We start from the raw sequence: 15,027 nt of genomic DNA on the forward strand, positions 1-15,027 counted from the left end.
ATATCTTTGCAAAATCTCCTCTAACTCTTTTGTATCCTTTTATCCCTTCGACTATAAGCTACTGTATAAATGGTTGCCCCAATTAATATGGTAACAATAAAAACGAGTAGTAAATTACTATACAAGTACGCTTTAGCATTTTGTGTAGTGGAAAGTAACGGATAGTCTAGAATATGTTTTGTTAACAGCCCACCAACAATAGCCATCCCTAATCCCTCTGCTAAGAAGCAGGCGAAGCTGAGAAATCCCATACCTGCACCGATTTCCTTCGGCTCCAGAGCATCCGCAACACTCGTAGAAATTACTGTTTTAACGAAGGAAAGTCCACCAAACATTAGAATTAACATACCTGAAACTAACCATGGTGTTTGATCTGCAAATAATGAAATAATAAAAAAGCTCACAATAATGAAAGATGAGCCCAGCCATAGAACAAATGTAGTTCCTCGTTTATCAACTAGGTTACCACCAACTATACCGAATAACATTACACTCATAGTTCCCGGAAATATGATCCACCCAATCATACTTGCAGATAGCTGGTGTACACCTCTCATCATATAAGGGATCATTGATATACAACCTGCCACAGTACCTAGCAGAATACAAGCAGTTAGAACTCCCAATATGAACTTTCGATTTATAAATAATCGTGGTTCTATAAAAGGCGATTCAGCCTTGTGTATATGAAAAACGAATCCTGCAAACAACACAGAACTAATCGCCAAATACAACCAGTTATATTGCGCTGTATATATAGTAAATGTGACAATCCCACAGGACAGTAACGCTAATCCCCAAGTATCTACCCTCTCTCCCTTTGTGGATTCATTAGGAAGTTCTTTTAGAAAAAAAGGGATAGTGAAAAGTGTTAACATGGGAATCATAAAAAGAAATGACCATTGTACATAATGGGCAATTACCCCGCCAAGGGCTGGACCTATTCCTTCTCCCATAGCTACCAACGAGCCGATTATACCAAATGCTTTACCACGATTCTCTGATTTCACGTAGCGTGCCACGATTACCATAATAAGCGCTGGCACTGCTGATGCACCAACACCTTGAATAAAACGCGCAGCAATTACAGCAAAAAAATTAGAATGTGCCAACACACCTAAAAGTGACCCACCACTATAAGCTAGCAGACCGAAAACAAGTAATTTCTTCACACCATATTTATCACTTATTGTTCCGTACGTGATTGACCCAATAGCAAATGAAAGCATAAAACTTGTATTTACCCAGTTAGCCAAAGACGGTGATATACCAAGGTCTTTCGCGATATCAGGTAAAACTACATTAAAAACCATTTCGTTCAATACGCTGAAGAAAGCAAGAAAGCCAAGCCATAAAAAAGCCTTCTTCACATCAGTAAACACATAATTCGGTAAATCGGTTGCTGTAGTTGTTACATTACTATTCTTTAATTCTTGTAAATCTTTTTCCACTAGGATGATACCCCCATATTAAAGGGGAACCACGCAGTTTATAGGGTAAATGATGCGTTTTCCCCCTAAATTTGTACCCCCATCATTTTTGTGCACTTCATAAATACGCCTCCTCATCACATTTGTTCCATATTATACCATTCACCTGTTCAGCAAGGAAGGAATAAAACCTCACACAATTCGACCATATACATCACCAGAACGAATTTTTTTGTTATAAAAAAATAGGCAACCTTTTACGATTGCCTATCTCTTCTTACATCTTTTCAATCCACTCTGTCAAACTGTGGACAACGTGCGTCGGTTGCACATCATATTCTGTTAATTTTTCCACAGATGTGACTCCTGTGTGGACAAGAAGTGTATCCATCCCCGCATTCATACCAGCTAAAATGTCTGTATCGTAGTTATCCCCAACCATTAACGTTTCTTCTTTTGTTGTACCAAGCACTTTTAGAGCCTGTTCCATAATAATGGATTCTGGTTTACCAATGAAGATTGGATTTACAGTTGTGGATACCGCTACAACAGATGTTAAAGAACCGTTCCCTGGTAATAAGCCGCGTTCTGTTGGAATCGCAATATCACCGTTTGTTGAAATGAATGTTGCCCCATTTCGAACGGCTAAGCATGCTTTTGCTAGCTTTTCATATGTAATTTCACGATCTAATCCAACAACGACAAAGTCCGGATTACTATCCACAAGTGTGAATCCTTTTTCCACAAGGGCATCACGTAAGCCCTCTTCTCCAATCATATATACAGAAGCATTTTGCTTTCTTTCATATATAAAATTCGCCGTTGCCATACTTGTCGTAAATACTTGCTCTGAGCTAGCTGGAATATCAAACTGCAAAAGCTTGTCTGCAACTTGCTCTGGTTTACGCGTTGAGTTGTTCGTAACAAATAAATATGGTAAGTTACGTTCTTGCAGCGCTTTTATAAAATCACTTGCCTCTTCAATTCGTTCTTCGCCTCGATACATTGTTCCATCTAAGTCGATTAAATAGCCTTTATACATAGGTGCCACTCCTTCTTGATACATACTCTCTTCTTATCGTATCCTCTTTTTCAAAATAAAAAAACGCTTTTTCAAAAAGCGTCCTATAATGTTCATTTTTTTTCTTTTATTTGATACGAACAGAAGCAATCCCCATCACACATACTAGATAATACTTTCACATCAGCATCTGGCAAAAGTGTATCATACATGTTTTTCTCATCATGACAAATTTGCGGAAACTTTTCAGCTACCTCTATTAACGGACAATTTTGCTTTTGTAATAGGAAGGAATGTTCACTTTCTTGTTGTATGCACACCATATAACCATTTTTCTCTTGCACAACTGCAATTTCTTTTAATCGCTCTACTGTTGTTTCTTTTCGATTTATACGGTTTGCTAATTGTTCTTCCATACGGTTCGTACGTGCCCTTAAAAGCTTCTTAACGAGTTCCTCATCGCCAATATGCAGCAAGTCTTCTAGCATTTCGATTGCAAACTGCTTATATTGTTTCGGAAACAAGTCTTCCCCTTTTGTACTTAAACTATAAACATACATCGGTCTTCCGACATGTTGGCGTACCATCTTCGCTTCAATCAGCTCTTCCTTTTCAAGCCTGCTTACATGACGACGCACTGCCATCTCCGTAATTTGCAATGCTTCCGCTAACACCGCAACAGTTTGTTCTCCCCTTACTTTCAAAAGTTGAATAATTTCTTCTTTTGTAGAACGTGCTGCTTCCCCCATTTTTCTACCTTCTTCCCTTTAACAAACTTTAATGAGCAAAGTACATCATTGTCCATTAGAGCCACATGAATTCATCCCTTATTCGCAGGCAGTAAAACCCCCACCTCAAGATTGTGAGAAAACAAAGAAGAGAGGTGGGGACTGACTACTGGTATGCGCCTGCCTGGTAAGAGCTTTCCATCAATGGGGGTCAACCTCCACTAATGAAAGTTTCATTTTACTCTCCTGCAAATGCAGATACAGGACCAAGTTCTTGCTCCAAATAACGGCGAATATTAGCAGGATACTGTTTAATCATATCAATATGTTTTTGAACCGTATCATACACTTCTGTATGGTTCATATTTACATACTCTTGTACAATCATTTTACGAAGACGAACGACTTCTTTTAAACGTTCTCCTTCTTCATTTGTAACAACCTTTTCGTCCATTAAAATATCAATAATATCTTCATAACTACCTGGATCACGCATAATAAATCCATCAATCATGGCATTGCCTACGTCTAAAATACAATCAATCATAAGATGTGCCATGCGCTCTAATGCATATTCATCAAGCGCTCCGCGGTATTCTTGTTTTGTTTGAAATGCTGCAACAACTTTCTCTAAACACTGTAACATTTGTTCAATTTTTTTACGGTCTACAAAGTACATATATGTCACCTACCTGGAAATTAAAGCATTTTCATTCCCAATTGTACCCCTTTATTCAAAAAAAATCGACAATTTTTCGAATTCACCTTTTTCTCTTTCTTTGTTATAGTTATACGTGTATGATTTTCGGAATTGGGGGAATGACACCTTGGAACGTGAACTCGCACTAGAAATTGTCCGTGTAACAGAAGCAGCAGCCCTTGCATCAGCACAATGGATGGGCCGCGGTAAGAAAAATGAAGCAGATGATGCTGCAACGACTGCAATGCGTACGATGTTTGACTCTGTTAACATGGCAGGTACTGTTGTAATTGGAGAAGGGGAACTTGATGAAGCACCGATGCTTTACATCGGTGAAAAGCTTGGAACAGGAAACGGTCCAGAAGTAGATATCGCCGTTGATCCATTAGAAGGAACAAATATCGTAGCAAAAGGTCTTGCAAACGCAATGGCTGTTATCGCTATCGCTGATAAAGGAAACCTTCTACACGCTCCTGATATGTACATGGAAAAAATTGCGGTTGGCCCAAATGCAGCTGGTAAAATCAGCTTAGATGATCCAATCGAAAAGACTATTGAAATTGTAGCAAAAGCAAACAATAAAAAAATTCGCGACTTAACAGTTATCATACAAGAGCGTGAACGTCATCAAGACATTATCGATCGAGTTCGTGCAAAAGGTGCACGTGTAAAATTATTCGGTGACGGTGATGTTGGGGCATCTATCGCAACAGCTCTTCCTGGAACAGGTATCGACTTATTTATCGGTACTGGCGGTGCTCCGGAAGGCGTTATTTCTGCTGCAGCACTTAAATGTCTTGGCGGAGAGATGCAAGCACGTCTCGTTCCAATGAATGAAGAAGAAGAAGCACGTTGCCTTGCAATGGGCTTAGAAGACCCACGTCAACTTCTTATGCTAGATGATTTAGTATCCGGTGATGACGCAATCTTCTCAGCAACAGGTGTATCTGCTGGCGAGTTATTAGATGGTGTGAAATTCCTTGGCGGAGATTTAGCAGAAACATATTCAATCGTTATGCGTTATAAAACGCGAACAGTGCGCTTTATTAAAACGCACCACCATTTAGATCATAAACCACACTTAAATTTAGATATTTAAAAAGGAGTCATGTTCATGGAAGAACGCTTTTTTCTTTATGATGATACAGTAGAAACAAAAACGCGCTTCGTAAGCTTTATGGGAGAAAACGAGCGCCACGATTTAGCGCTTTTGTATTCTGACCGTCATTATGGCAAAACAATCGTCCTAGATATGCAGCGCAATAAATTTGCCATTATCGGTCGTGACGACTTAGAAGAACCTGGCTACTTAGAACATGCATTTTCTGTTTCTGAAGAAAATGCAGAAGAATTACGTTCATTTTTATTTGAACTGATGTAATCCCAATTACCAGCTTGCAACAAAGCTGGTAATTTTTTGCGCTATTTATTTTTAATTTTCAGTTTACTGTGATATACTAACGACAAATCTATTTGGATAGAAAGGATATTACACTACGTATGCCAACATATACTTTGTAATGGATCAGCAACTGGATAGTATTACTCTCAAAAAAGCACAACGCTTTTTTCAAGGGAGTAGTCTGCCCAATTCCCATTACAAAGGAACGTAGCACATCTGTAGTATGATTGTTACGAAGGTTCCTCACAGGGGAACCTTCTTTTATTTTTCTCTTTTTTCTATATTTCATACTGCAAGACATCCAAATAGATGTCTCACGTTCCTTTATCTAAATACGAGGTGAAGGAAAATGCAGAACGTACAACTTTCTTGGAATTTATATAAGGCAGAATTAGAAGCAACTGTAGAAAAACATTGTAAAAACTGTGGTCATACAGCTCTTTTTACTGATACACATATTCGTAGACATAACGCGAATGGTAAAAACATTTATCGTTTTGCGATTTACAAATGCGAAAAAGGACATACATGGAATAAGAAATTACACATTTATAAAACGTATTCTGAACATGTTGAAACAATCGATATGCCTCAAGAAGAACGCCAAGAAACATTAAACGCCACTTCAATGATGCTCTATAAAAATGCAGGAACAACGCAATTAACTATTTTATTAAAATTTGTGCACGGTTCGTTTCGCATCGATAAAGCACTTGCAAGCTACATTTCAGACTGGAGCCGAACAGTGATTACGGGGAAAATTAAAGACGGCTCTATTCATTTAAACGGTCAACACATTAAACCAAATGCCAAACTTTCTGCTGGCGATTGTATTTCTATATACCTGTAATTGATATAACAATGTTAAAAAAATTCCTCTTACAACGGTGTAAGAGGAATTCTTTTACTTCTTCACTTTTCGCAGTACAAAGTATGCACATCCAAAATTACAATACTCGTATAAATATTCCGATAACGTACTAATTTTCGTATCATACGTTGCACGCTGGTTGCTATCATCAAAGAATCCGCGCAGTCGAAGCTGATCATAGCCCCAATCACCCACGATATAATCATATTTATTTAAAATTTCTGCGTAGCGAGCTTTAAATGCTTCTTCATTAAATCCATTTCGATGTTCTTGTATTACTTCATAGTGGATATTATTCACGTAAACTGTAGTGCGACTCTCCTGCTTCTGCTCCATCTTCCATTCCCTTTCCTATTCTTTCTTCTTTTTATCGTATCATAAAGCCACAAAACCAACAATTTCAAATACAAAAAACCCCCTAAATGGGAAATGCTATAGAGTGACACTTCCCTTTGGAGCGTTTTTCTCCAAAAGGTTAGTTAAACCAATCTGGTTCTTACGGACAGTTATCTCCCACCTATCTTCTTTAGAAAAGCGGAAGCGGCTCGCTCAGAATCGCAGGACGCCCGCGCCCAAGGCAGAGAGGCGCTTTTTGCCTCGTCCGAGGGAGGCGAAACGACCGGAGATTCTAGCCGCTAGAGCTGGACAATGCTTTCATCGAATTTTGAGGTGGGGGTATTACCGCCCGCAAATAGCGAGCCAATAAGGAGGAAACAATGATGAAAAAACAACTGTTCTTATCCCTTCTCACTCTTTCCATCTTTGCTGGATGCCAAACAAACAAAGCGGAAATGAAAAAGGAAGAAGGAAGCCGCGTACTCTTGTCTGCGCATAGAGACATATACGGGAAAGACGTGCCAAACGACACACTGACAAAAGTCGGCTATTCTCAAAAACAAAAAGATGAAGTATCCAATCGCCAAGTTGGTACAATTAACAAGGAACGATTAGCAGAAATGATTACAGATTTAACTGTGAAACTACCCGATGTCATGAATGCAGCAACACTTGTAACAGATGATGAAGTGTTTGTTGTATACCGAGCAAACACGACAAATCCAGATTTAGTTGCTGATCAAGTACAAAAAACAGCACTGTCTATAGTTCCCCGCTATTACAAAGCATATGTATCAACAGAACAAAAATTAATATCCCAAATTCAAGGACTGAAATCTGGCACATTAAACGATAAAGAATATGCACAAACAGTTGATATGCTCAAGCATGAAATGAGCAAAAATCCGCATTTAAGTAATACGCAAAATAATACGCTCCCTAATACAATGAAATAACCTGAGAACACACTCTCAGGTTATTTCACTATTTTTATCCCGGATTCAAGAACATAAAGGGCAAAGCTCGAGTCTAAGTTTGAATATGCTGCACACGTTTTCATGTAGTGAAACACTTCCTGCACTTCCTCCCTTTGGGTTATTTTTTGAAAAAAATTTTCCAATCAATGTATAATAAGGCTATAAACTAGTGAAAAGTGGTGAACTTTATGGTTTCAAATGCAGCAATTGGAAGTATGATTGTGCAAATTGCTCTTTCTGTTCTTATCCCAATTATTGTTCTCGTTTACTGTCGAAAGAAATATAGAATCTCTTTCAAAATTGTCGGTGTCGGGCTTGTATTTTTTATCGGATTCTCACAAATTTTAGAGAAAACGTTACATGTCTTTGTATTTGGAAATCCAACAACAGCTGAGCTATTAAAAAATCCATTTGTATATGCCATATATGGCGGGTTAACAGCGGGTATATTTGAAGAACTGGCACGTTTTATCGCCTTTTTCTATTTACTTAAGAAATACCAGGAGTATAAAGACGGCCTTGCTTATGGAATCGGTCACGGAGGAATCGAATCATTATTAATCGGGGCAACTGTCGGATTGCAAAGTCTTATGTTTGCTCTCTCCATTAATAATGGAACCTTCGCTAAAATGATTGAGAAAATCCCACAGCTTAGCGCTGTCCAAGACGCATTACTACATAATCCACCTTACTTCTACTTATTTGGTGCAGTAGAGCGGCTCGTTGCTTTTATCATGCAAATTGCTCTTACAATGCTCGTCTTATATGCTGTAAAATATAAGAAATACATATTTATAGGGCTGGCAGTATTCCTTCATGCATTTATTGACTTTTTCGCAGCACTCTACCAACGTGGACTCATCCATTTATTTGTAATAGAAGGACTTATGGTACTGTTTGGTATTGGTGCTTACATCTTAATTCGTAAAATGAAAACAAAATTCCTAGCAGAACATGCAAGCTAAGCCGAATCGGCTTAGCTTTTATTTTGAACTCGCCACTTCCCAATAATTAGAAAAAAGAGGATTCCTCACTCTATTTGTCGAAGTACGTACAAATTCGTCTATTCATAAGTGAGGGATACATTTTGAAAAAATTAATTGTTGTCCGTCATTGCGCTGCCACCGGGCAAGAACATGATGCACCACTTACAGCAGCAGGCCAGCAGCAAGCAAAAACTCTTGCAAATTTTCTTATCACAGAACAACTTCCTATCGAAAAAATTATCTCGAGTCCATTCGCTCGTGCTGTTCATTCGATTGCACCTTATGCGTCACAAGTACAGCTTCCTATCCAAGAAGATGATCGACTAGCTGAACGTATATTAAGTGATATACCGCTAGATAATTGGTTACAAATACTAGAACAAACATTTACAGAAATCGATGTCGCCTTTCCTGGAGGAGAATCGACGCGCCAAGCGACAGAACGAGTACAACCACTTATCCACAGCATATTGCAACATCAAGAGCAAGAAGTAACGCTGCTCGTTACACACGGTAACTTATTCACACTAATCTTAAGAATTTTTGACGAAAGTATCGGATTTTCCACATGGAAAAGCTTAAGCAATCCAGATGTATACGAAATTACATTAGAAAAACATGCAACGACTATCCACAGATTGTGGAAAAAACAATTTGAAGATCACTACGTTAGCCACTGATAACCTTAAATCAGGGCATATTTACTGTGCACCAACGGGGAATATTTCACATATGAAAATTGAATGAAAACATTAGAACTATAAAAGCGAAGAGAAAGGAGTCTGTATTACGATGTACGAAGAAGTCATCTCGTTACTGCATGAAACAAATGTTTTATATGAAAAATTTGAACATGAACCAGTTCTAGATTATGAAACAGATCGAATCGTTCGAGAACGTCTCGGTCTAGAAGGCGCACCAAGTAAAAGCCTCTTTATGAAAACAAAATCCGGTGCTTACTATGTCTTTTTTACGTTAGAAGGAACTCGCCTTGATATGAAGCAACTGAAAGATATGATTGGTACACGCATCTCTCCTTGTTCACCTGATGAACTAAGAGAAAAAACAGGATGTATTCCAGGATGTGTTGCTCCTTTTGGTTATACAGAGGATATAACAATTATTGTGGATTCTTCTATTTATGAATATGAAAAAATACTGATTTCACCTGGTGTTCCTGAATTTACGATTTCTTTATCCACAGAAGAATTACGTAAAATTTTATCCACATGTGGAAATACCATACTAGAATACAGATAAAAGAGCTGACACTTCCAGCTCTTTTTTAATGTGCACCCGAACTCGACATATTTAATACAACAACTCCACCAATAATAAGGACTAAACCTACAAATGTTTGCCATGTAAAAGCATCCTTCCAAATGAGAACACCAATTAATGCCGTTAGCGCTGTACCAACTCCGGACCAAATCGCATAAGCGGTGCTAATTTGAAGATATTGCAGTGTTTGTGATAAAAAGTAAAATGCAGATGCAAAACCAAGAACAACACCGATACTTGGCCATACTTTCGTAAATCCGTCTGACAACTTCAGCATCGTTGTCCCAAATACTTCACTCACAATTGCAATCGCTAAAAAAACAAATCCTTTCATGAAATTCCTCCCTCCTTTATTATTTCTACAATATTCTTCATAAAAAAATCCCCCTTAGTTGATTCACTAAGAAGGATTTTTTCTCATTATTTTGCTTCTACTGTATTTTCTCTTGCAGATTGTACTTGCTCATCTGCATGGTAAGAAGAACGTACAAGCGGACCAGCCTCGCAGTGACTAAATCCTTTGCTAAGTGCAATTTCTTTTAGCTCTGCAAATTCTGCTGGTGTGTAATACTTAATAACTGGTAAATGCTTTTTAGATGGTTGCAAATATTGACCAAGCGTTAAAATATTAACGTTGTTTGCACGCAAGTCATCCATTGCTTCAATAAGGTCTTCTTTTGTTTCCCCAAGTCCTACCATGATGCTTGATTTTGTCGGAATGTCAGGCTGCATTTCTTTTGCACGACGTAAAAATTCTAGAGAACGATCATATTTTGCTCTAGCGCGAACTCGGTCAGATAATCGACGTACTGTTTCAATGTTATGGTTTAAAATATCCGGACGTGCATCCATTAACATTTTTAAATTCTCTTCTACTCCACCCATATCAGATGGTAAAACTTCAATAGACGTAAATGGATTTTTGCGACGAACCGCGCGCACTGTTTCAGCAAAAACAGCTGCTCCTCCGTCTTTCAAATCATCACGTGCAACTGCTGTTATAACAACGTGTTTTAAGCCCATTTGTTCTACAGAATCTGCTACGCGTTCTGGCTCTTGTAGATCAAGCTCTGTTGGTAAGCCTGTTTTAACCGCACAGAAACGGCATGCGCGTGTACAAACTGCACCTAAAATCATAAATGTTGCTGTTTTACGAACAGCCCAGCATTCATGAATATTCGGACACTTCGCCTCTTCACAAACTGTATGAAGGTTCTTAGAACGCATCATTTTCTTTAAGCCTGTATAGTTTTCATTCGTGTTTAATTTAATTTTCAACCACTCGGGCTTGCGAATATATTCTGTTTGTTTTGTCATGTTCATCAACTCCGCACAATATAAAATAGTTTACCATGTTCGCTTCTTTCAATGTAACATATCTATTTTATCGTATGAAAGCGATTTGCTCAAATGAAGATTCAAAGAATTCCTTCCAATTATTACTTATAATGAAATATCGTGTATATCCCACACTAAAGGTAGTGATTTCGAAAGGAGCTTACTGCCGTGCATCGAAAATTTTTCCTTCTGCTTTCTATCTGTTTTCTTCTCCAAACAAACATTGTGTATGGACAAGAAAACAATCAAGAAGACATATATATGAAGCGAATGACATTATACAAAGAAATAGAGACAGTCTTCCATATTCCATGGTACTACTTTGCTGCCATCGATCAATACGAGCGAAATATCCGTGCTGTTCGCCGTGACATTCCTAAGAAGCCAGATGCTATTATCTCTATTTACTTCAAACCAGAAGTATGGTCCGGGCCAGCAAATCCAGACCCTCATGATACGAAACCGTATACAATCTCCTTATTTGGAGGCATGGGGTTAGACGGAAACAAAGATGGATTGGCAGACGCAAATAATGAGCAAGATGTTCTCTATACAATGGCTACTATATTAGGAAAACGCGGGACAAATCGAGAACAGTTAAAAATTATGTTGTGGGAATATTATCAGCGATCTAAAACAGTAGAGTTAATATTAGGTTATGTTCGTATGTACAAACATTACGATCGAATTAATTTAGAAGGTAACGCCTTTCCTCTGCCGATTCGCAGCGATCATAGTTACCGTAGTACATTTGGCGCTAAACGAAGCTTTGGCGGACGCCGTATGCATGAAGGCACAGATATTTTCGCCGGCTATGGTGTACCTGTTCGTTCTACTTGCTATGGCATCATTGAAACGAAAGGATGGAATCGTCTTGGCGGCTGGCGCATTGGTATTCGCGACCTATATAACAATTATCATTACTACGCACACTTAGGCGGATTTTCAAAAGAAATACAGCTTGGACAAATCGTTGAACCTGGAACTGTTATTGGATTTGTCGGCAGCACTGGTTATGGTCCTCCTGGGACAGCTGGCAAGTTTCCGCCTCACTTGCATTTTGGATTGTATAAAGATAACGGCTATATAGAATGGGCGTTTGATCCATATATGCATTTAAGCTTATGGGAGCGAAAAGAGCGAATGAATTCAAAAAAATAATCGCAGTTTAATGCTACAGTTATCTCAAATTAACAATTCCTTTATCTAAAAAGCGGATAACATTAGTTATCCGCTTTTTTCTCCTTTTTCTCCGGTACAACAACTCCGCCGTTTCCGTAATAGCCAGGCACTTCGCCTTGAATGATACGTGTGGCTATCGGAATATCTTGCTTCACAGTTACTTCCTTCGTATGGAATGGAATAATAACCTGAAGAGCCACTTCAATTTCCATCACAATTTTAATAGCCGTATTGTTAATTCCTTGCTGCTGAAAATCTTGTTTAATATTCGTGGATACATGACCAATTGTTGTAAACGTAATTGGAATATTTGGTCCTATATTACCAAGCAATGCATTATCCGTAATTCTACCAAGCGGAACGGATAGTGCCGTTCCATCTTCCTCTGATAATCCTAACGCTTTCGTATCCCCTTTCTCGACTTGATGTAAATATTTCTCTATATCCGCTGTTGTCGATGTTAAAATCTCATTTACTGCTTCTGTGTTTAAATCCATTGTCGATACTTTTCCATTCTTATCAGTTTGCATCTTCATTAAAGAATCGACATCGATCCCTTGTGCAACCCTATCTTTCACTGCTTTCGTCATGACAACTGTTGCTGTTCGCTTCGTCTGCATTTCTGCATATTTCATTAACGTTGGCTGGATGCTTTTGTTCACAAGCCACAATCCTTGTAAGGTAAGTATAATAAAAATAGCAAATGAAATAAGCAATACGTAACGAAATGGCAGTGGCCCTTTCCGAAACCGAGAAGTCCGGGGGCGAAACGCACGCATAACAAATCCCTCCTTCTTACACATGTATATGCAAAAAAGAGGGACGATATATTTAGATCATTTTTAGCAGTGCATCTTTTCCAATTGTGCCAGTTGTAATTCCTAACCTTTCTGCTTCAATCGTAACCGATTCAAGCGGCGCTTCTAACAACTGCTCAATCGTTCTTACGCCAACAGCGCGCCCTGCAAGAATGCCGCGATCGCTTAACTTTTCGTTTAACAATCCCACATCTAACGCACCGCACATAATATATCCTTTATCGCTCATAACAGCTAACAAATTTGTCTTTGGAAGCTTTACACTCACTGCTATAAACGTGTATTCACTTATTATAATTGGTTCTATATTAACCATAGTTCACACTCCTCTCTCCTTTAACTGTATGAGAGTAGAAAAAAGAATGTGAATACAAAAAGCCTACCGCAATTAGTAGGCTATAACTTTACAGATAATGCATATTTCATTAATGTATCCTTCAAAACATCACGGAGCAATTCCGGCATGTAATACTCTTTTTCCGGCACGACCGCAAGCTCTGGGTATAAGTAACCGAATGTGAACATATCAATCGTTCCTAATGTGTAGATTCGTTCTAAATCTAATGATTCTCCGTTAATGATTACGTCCTCGAGTAAAACTTTATTACCTGGAATCGTATCTGGCACAACTTCTACGCCAGCATATATCATTTTCCCCATGACTTTCCCGCGAAAACCTAAACCTTTTACTTCAAGCTGTTCCATGTTTGGGCGGCGTGCTTTCAAAATCACATCTCGCAATGTTTTCCCTTTCACTTGCAAACGGCATGGATTAATCGGATGTGGACAAATGCGATGAATATCTCCTCTGGTAACCACACCTTCCTGCAATCCTTCGAGTAATACACCCGCATTTACCATACCAATTTCAGCATCGCACCACTCTCTAAGGGATTCGGCAAGCATATGAGCAAATTTCGTTTCCTGAAACCAATCAACTTCTAGTGATTCTTTTAAATTTACAACGGGCTCTGCCATGATGAACTTACTTTCTTGTTCAAGCTCCTCTAACAAAGCATGAGGTCCTCCATATGCTCCGAATCGCTTCGTATTAATTGCTCGTCCATCTTTTTTTATCACTTGCTTTGTTTGTAAATCCACTGTTATTTGTACATGCCCTACATAATGTCCCCACTTCTCGCAGCAGCAAAGAAGTGTTCCATTCACTAATACGCCGCGTTCAAATAAATGATGGGTATGTGCGCCTAAAATAACATCTATATCATAATGCTCTGCCATATATTCATCTGCATTCTTTCCTAAATGAGACAATACAATAATGACATCCGCCTTTGAACGTACCTCTTCTAAAATAGCTTCTAAATGTAGATATGGATCTTCAATATGCCAATCTAACTTCGCATAAAAATCAGGATACGCCACTGTTAAACCGATAAAAGCAATTGTAATCCCATTATCAAGTGTTTGCAGCACATATGGTTTTACCCAGCTAGGACGTGTTTGATTTGTTTCAAATAAATTCGCAACGAGCACTTCAAAATTTGCATCGTCATATAAATGATCCAATTGCTCTTTCGCAAGTGTGATCCCCTCATTGTTACCAATCGTTACATAATCGTACAGCGCTTCATTTAATAGCTGCACATTTCCTTTTCCGCTCGTTGCCTCAGAAATCATATGAAAGCGATCAACGTGATCGCCAATATCTAATGTAAAGACCGCTTCACCAGCAGCAAGACGACGCTTTTTCTCTTCTACAACAAACTGAGAAATTTGCGACCAATTTTCAAAATGACTATGTATATCATTTGTATGATAAAGATGAATTGTTACTTCTGTATCTATATTCAGAGAAAAAACCTCCTCTCAATTCCATACTTCTTGTTTACGCTATATGTAAGCTTGAATCCTGTAAATACTTTTCGTCTTTTCTTGCTATTTTACATTGTACTCTCATTGATGGAAAAAGCAAAAGTTTCTTCTTTTTATCATAAAA

General features: G+C 38.4%; 18 protein-coding genes. 8 read left to right on the forward strand and 10 right to left on the reverse strand.

The genetic code is table 11. The features are described 5' to 3' along the window. Positions 1 to 20: 20 nt before the first annotated feature. The 4 genes from ACFQZ1_RS00420 to hepT all read right to left on the reverse strand — a co-directional run bounded on the left by ACFQZ1_RS00420 (position 21) and on the right by hepT (position 3,858). The gene (locus tag ACFQZ1_RS00420) at positions 21 to 1,382 is read right to left on the reverse strand and encodes an MFS transporter (protein ID WP_377880271.1); all 1,362 of its coding nucleotides are present in this window, start codon (positions 1,380 to 1,382) and stop codon (positions 21 to 23) included. Between the two features lie 325 nt (positions 1,383 to 1,707). Then, complete coding sequence (locus ACFQZ1_RS00425) at positions 1,708 to 2,472, reverse strand: TIGR01457 family HAD-type hydrolase (protein ID WP_377880133.1); 765 nt, start codon at positions 2,470 to 2,472, stop codon at positions 1,708 to 1,710. A gap of 92 nt (positions 2,473 to 2,564) precedes the next feature. Beyond that, positions 2,565 to 3,200: a helix-turn-helix transcriptional regulator gene (locus ACFQZ1_RS00430; protein ID WP_377880134.1), complete on the reverse strand. Its 636-nt coding sequence runs from the start codon at positions 3,198 to 3,200 to the stop codon at positions 2,565 to 2,567. Positions 3,201 to 3,417: 217 nt separating this feature from the next. Then, on the reverse strand, positions 3,418 to 3,858 hold the full coding sequence (gene hepT / locus ACFQZ1_RS00435) for a type VII toxin-antitoxin system HepT family RNase toxin (RefSeq protein WP_098308800.1): 441 nt from the start codon (positions 3,856 to 3,858) through the stop codon (positions 3,418 to 3,420). 148 nt (positions 3,859 to 4,006) lie between these two features. Here hepT and glpX point away from each other — a divergent pair, with 148 nt between their 5' ends. From glpX to ACFQZ1_RS00450, 3 genes are all read left to right on the forward strand, one after another. Continuing rightward, on the forward strand, positions 4,007 to 4,978 hold the full coding sequence (gene glpX / locus ACFQZ1_RS00440; RefSeq protein ID WP_377880135.1) for a class II fructose-bisphosphatase: 972 nt from the start codon (positions 4,007 to 4,009) through the stop codon (positions 4,976 to 4,978). A 15-nt stretch (positions 4,979 to 4,993) separates the two neighbouring features. Then, on the forward strand, positions 4,994 to 5,260 hold the full coding sequence (locus ACFQZ1_RS00445) for a DUF3055 domain-containing protein (protein WP_377880136.1): 267 nt from the start codon (positions 4,994 to 4,996) through the stop codon (positions 5,258 to 5,260). A 370-nt stretch (positions 5,261 to 5,630) separates the two neighbouring features. After that, positions 5,631 to 6,131 (forward strand): RNA-binding S4 domain-containing protein, encoded by a 501-nt coding sequence (locus tag ACFQZ1_RS00450; protein WP_377880137.1) that lies wholly within the window; start codon positions 5,631 to 5,633, stop codon positions 6,129 to 6,131. Positions 6,132 to 6,185: 54 nt separating this feature from the next. Here ACFQZ1_RS00450 and ACFQZ1_RS00455 read toward each other — a convergent pair whose 3' ends face one another. After that, on the reverse strand, positions 6,186 to 6,488 hold the full coding sequence (locus ACFQZ1_RS00455) for a YutD family protein (protein WP_377880138.1): 303 nt from the start codon (positions 6,486 to 6,488) through the stop codon (positions 6,186 to 6,188). Between the two features lie 383 nt (positions 6,489 to 6,871). On the opposite strand from ACFQZ1_RS00455, the gene ACFQZ1_RS00460 reads away from it, so the two are divergent. From ACFQZ1_RS00460 to ACFQZ1_RS00475, 4 genes are all read left to right on the forward strand, one after another. Next, positions 6,872 to 7,444: a YhcN/YlaJ family sporulation lipoprotein gene (locus ACFQZ1_RS00460; protein WP_377880272.1), complete on the forward strand. Its 573-nt coding sequence runs from the start codon at positions 6,872 to 6,874 to the stop codon at positions 7,442 to 7,444. Between the two features lie 209 nt (positions 7,445 to 7,653). Next, a complete protein-coding gene (locus ACFQZ1_RS00465; protein WP_377880139.1) occupies positions 7,654 to 8,430 on the forward strand; it encodes a YhfC family intramembrane metalloprotease in 777 nt (258 codons plus the stop codon). 122 nt (positions 8,431 to 8,552) lie between these two features. Further along, complete coding sequence (locus ACFQZ1_RS00470) at positions 8,553 to 9,131, forward strand: histidine phosphatase family protein (protein ID WP_377880140.1); 579 nt, start codon at positions 8,553 to 8,555, stop codon at positions 9,129 to 9,131. A 112-nt stretch (positions 9,132 to 9,243) separates the two neighbouring features. After that, positions 9,244 to 9,711, forward strand: a complete 468-nt coding sequence (locus ACFQZ1_RS00475) for a YbaK/EbsC family protein (RefSeq protein ID WP_377880141.1) — start codon at positions 9,244 to 9,246, stop codon at positions 9,709 to 9,711. Between the two features lie 25 nt (positions 9,712 to 9,736). Here ACFQZ1_RS00475 and ACFQZ1_RS00480 read toward each other — a convergent pair whose 3' ends face one another. Both ACFQZ1_RS00480 and lipA read right to left on the reverse strand, forming a co-directional pair. After that, on the reverse strand, positions 9,737 to 10,066 hold the full coding sequence (locus ACFQZ1_RS00480; protein WP_377880142.1) for a DMT family transporter: 330 nt from the start codon (positions 10,064 to 10,066) through the stop codon (positions 9,737 to 9,739). Between the two features lie 86 nt (positions 10,067 to 10,152). Further along, a complete protein-coding gene (lipA, locus tag ACFQZ1_RS00485) occupies positions 10,153 to 11,049 on the reverse strand; it encodes a lipoyl synthase (RefSeq protein WP_377880143.1) in 897 nt (298 codons plus the stop codon). Between the two features lie 189 nt (positions 11,050 to 11,238). Between lipA and ACFQZ1_RS00490 the strand changes: the two genes are divergently transcribed. Next, entirely contained in the window at positions 11,239 to 12,231 is a 993-nt protein-coding gene (locus ACFQZ1_RS00490; RefSeq protein ID WP_377880144.1) for a M23 family metallopeptidase, read from the forward strand. A 62-nt stretch (positions 12,232 to 12,293) separates the two neighbouring features. Here ACFQZ1_RS00490 and yunB read toward each other — a convergent pair whose 3' ends face one another. The 3 genes from yunB to ACFQZ1_RS00505 form a co-directional block, all read right to left on the reverse strand. Further along, positions 12,294 to 13,031 (reverse strand): sporulation protein YunB, encoded by a 738-nt coding sequence (gene yunB, locus ACFQZ1_RS00495; protein ID WP_377880145.1) that lies wholly within the window; start codon positions 13,029 to 13,031, stop codon positions 12,294 to 12,296. Between the two features lie 52 nt (positions 13,032 to 13,083). Beyond that, positions 13,084 to 13,386 (reverse strand): YunC family protein, encoded by a 303-nt coding sequence (locus tag ACFQZ1_RS00500; RefSeq protein ID WP_377880146.1) that lies wholly within the window; start codon positions 13,384 to 13,386, stop codon positions 13,084 to 13,086. Between the two features lie 80 nt (positions 13,387 to 13,466). Then, positions 13,467 to 14,882 carry a bifunctional metallophosphatase/5'-nucleotidase gene (locus tag ACFQZ1_RS00505; protein ID WP_377880274.1) on the reverse strand — a complete coding sequence of 472 codons (1,416 nt, stop codon included), beginning with the start codon at positions 14,880 to 14,882 and terminating at the stop codon, positions 13,467 to 13,469. Between the last annotated feature and the right edge of the window lie 145 nt (positions 14,883 to 15,027).

The organism is Bacillus sp. CGMCC 1.60114 (assembly GCF_042676365.1).
GTDB lineage: Bacteria > Bacillota > Bacilli > Bacillales > Bacillaceae_G > Bacillus_A > Bacillus_A rhizoplanae_A.

Coding starts and splice junctions, on each gene's coding strand:
- ACFQZ1_RS00425 (WP_377880133.1), bottom strand. CDS start 2,472: ATGTATAAAGGCTATTTAATCGACTTAGATGGAACAATGTATCGAGGC.
- ACFQZ1_RS00430 (WP_377880134.1), bottom strand. CDS start 3,200: ATGGGGGAAGCAGCACGTTCTACAAAAGAAGAAATTATTCAACTTTTG.
- hepT (WP_098308800.1), bottom strand. CDS start 3,858: ATGTACTTTGTAGACCGTAAAAAAATTGAACAAATGTTACAGTGTTTA.
- ACFQZ1_RS00445 (WP_377880136.1), top strand. CDS start 4,994: ATGGAAGAACGCTTTTTTCTTTATGATGATACAGTAGAAACAAAAACG.
- ACFQZ1_RS00450 (WP_377880137.1), top strand. CDS start 5,631: ATGCAGAACGTACAACTTTCTTGGAATTTATATAAGGCAGAATTAGAA.
- ACFQZ1_RS00455 (WP_377880138.1), bottom strand. CDS start 6,488: ATGGAGCAGAAGCAGGAGAGTCGCACTACAGTTTACGTGAATAATATC.
- ACFQZ1_RS00460 (WP_377880272.1), top strand. CDS start 6,872: ATGAAAAAACAACTGTTCTTATCCCTTCTCACTCTTTCCATCTTTGCT.
- ACFQZ1_RS00465 (WP_377880139.1), top strand. CDS start 7,654: ATGGTTTCAAATGCAGCAATTGGAAGTATGATTGTGCAAATTGCTCTT.
- ACFQZ1_RS00475 (WP_377880141.1), top strand. CDS start 9,244: ATGTACGAAGAAGTCATCTCGTTACTGCATGAAACAAATGTTTTATAT.
- ACFQZ1_RS00480 (WP_377880142.1), bottom strand. CDS start 10,066: ATGAAAGGATTTGTTTTTTTAGCGATTGCAATTGTGAGTGAAGTATTT.
- lipA (WP_377880143.1), bottom strand. CDS start 11,049: ATGACAAAACAAACAGAATATATTCGCAAGCCCGAGTGGTTGAAAATT.
- yunB (WP_377880145.1), bottom strand. CDS start 13,031: ATGCGTGCGTTTCGCCCCCGGACTTCTCGGTTTCGGAAAGGGCCACTG.
- ACFQZ1_RS00500 (WP_377880146.1), bottom strand. CDS start 13,386: ATGGTTAATATAGAACCAATTATAATAAGTGAATACACGTTTATAGCA.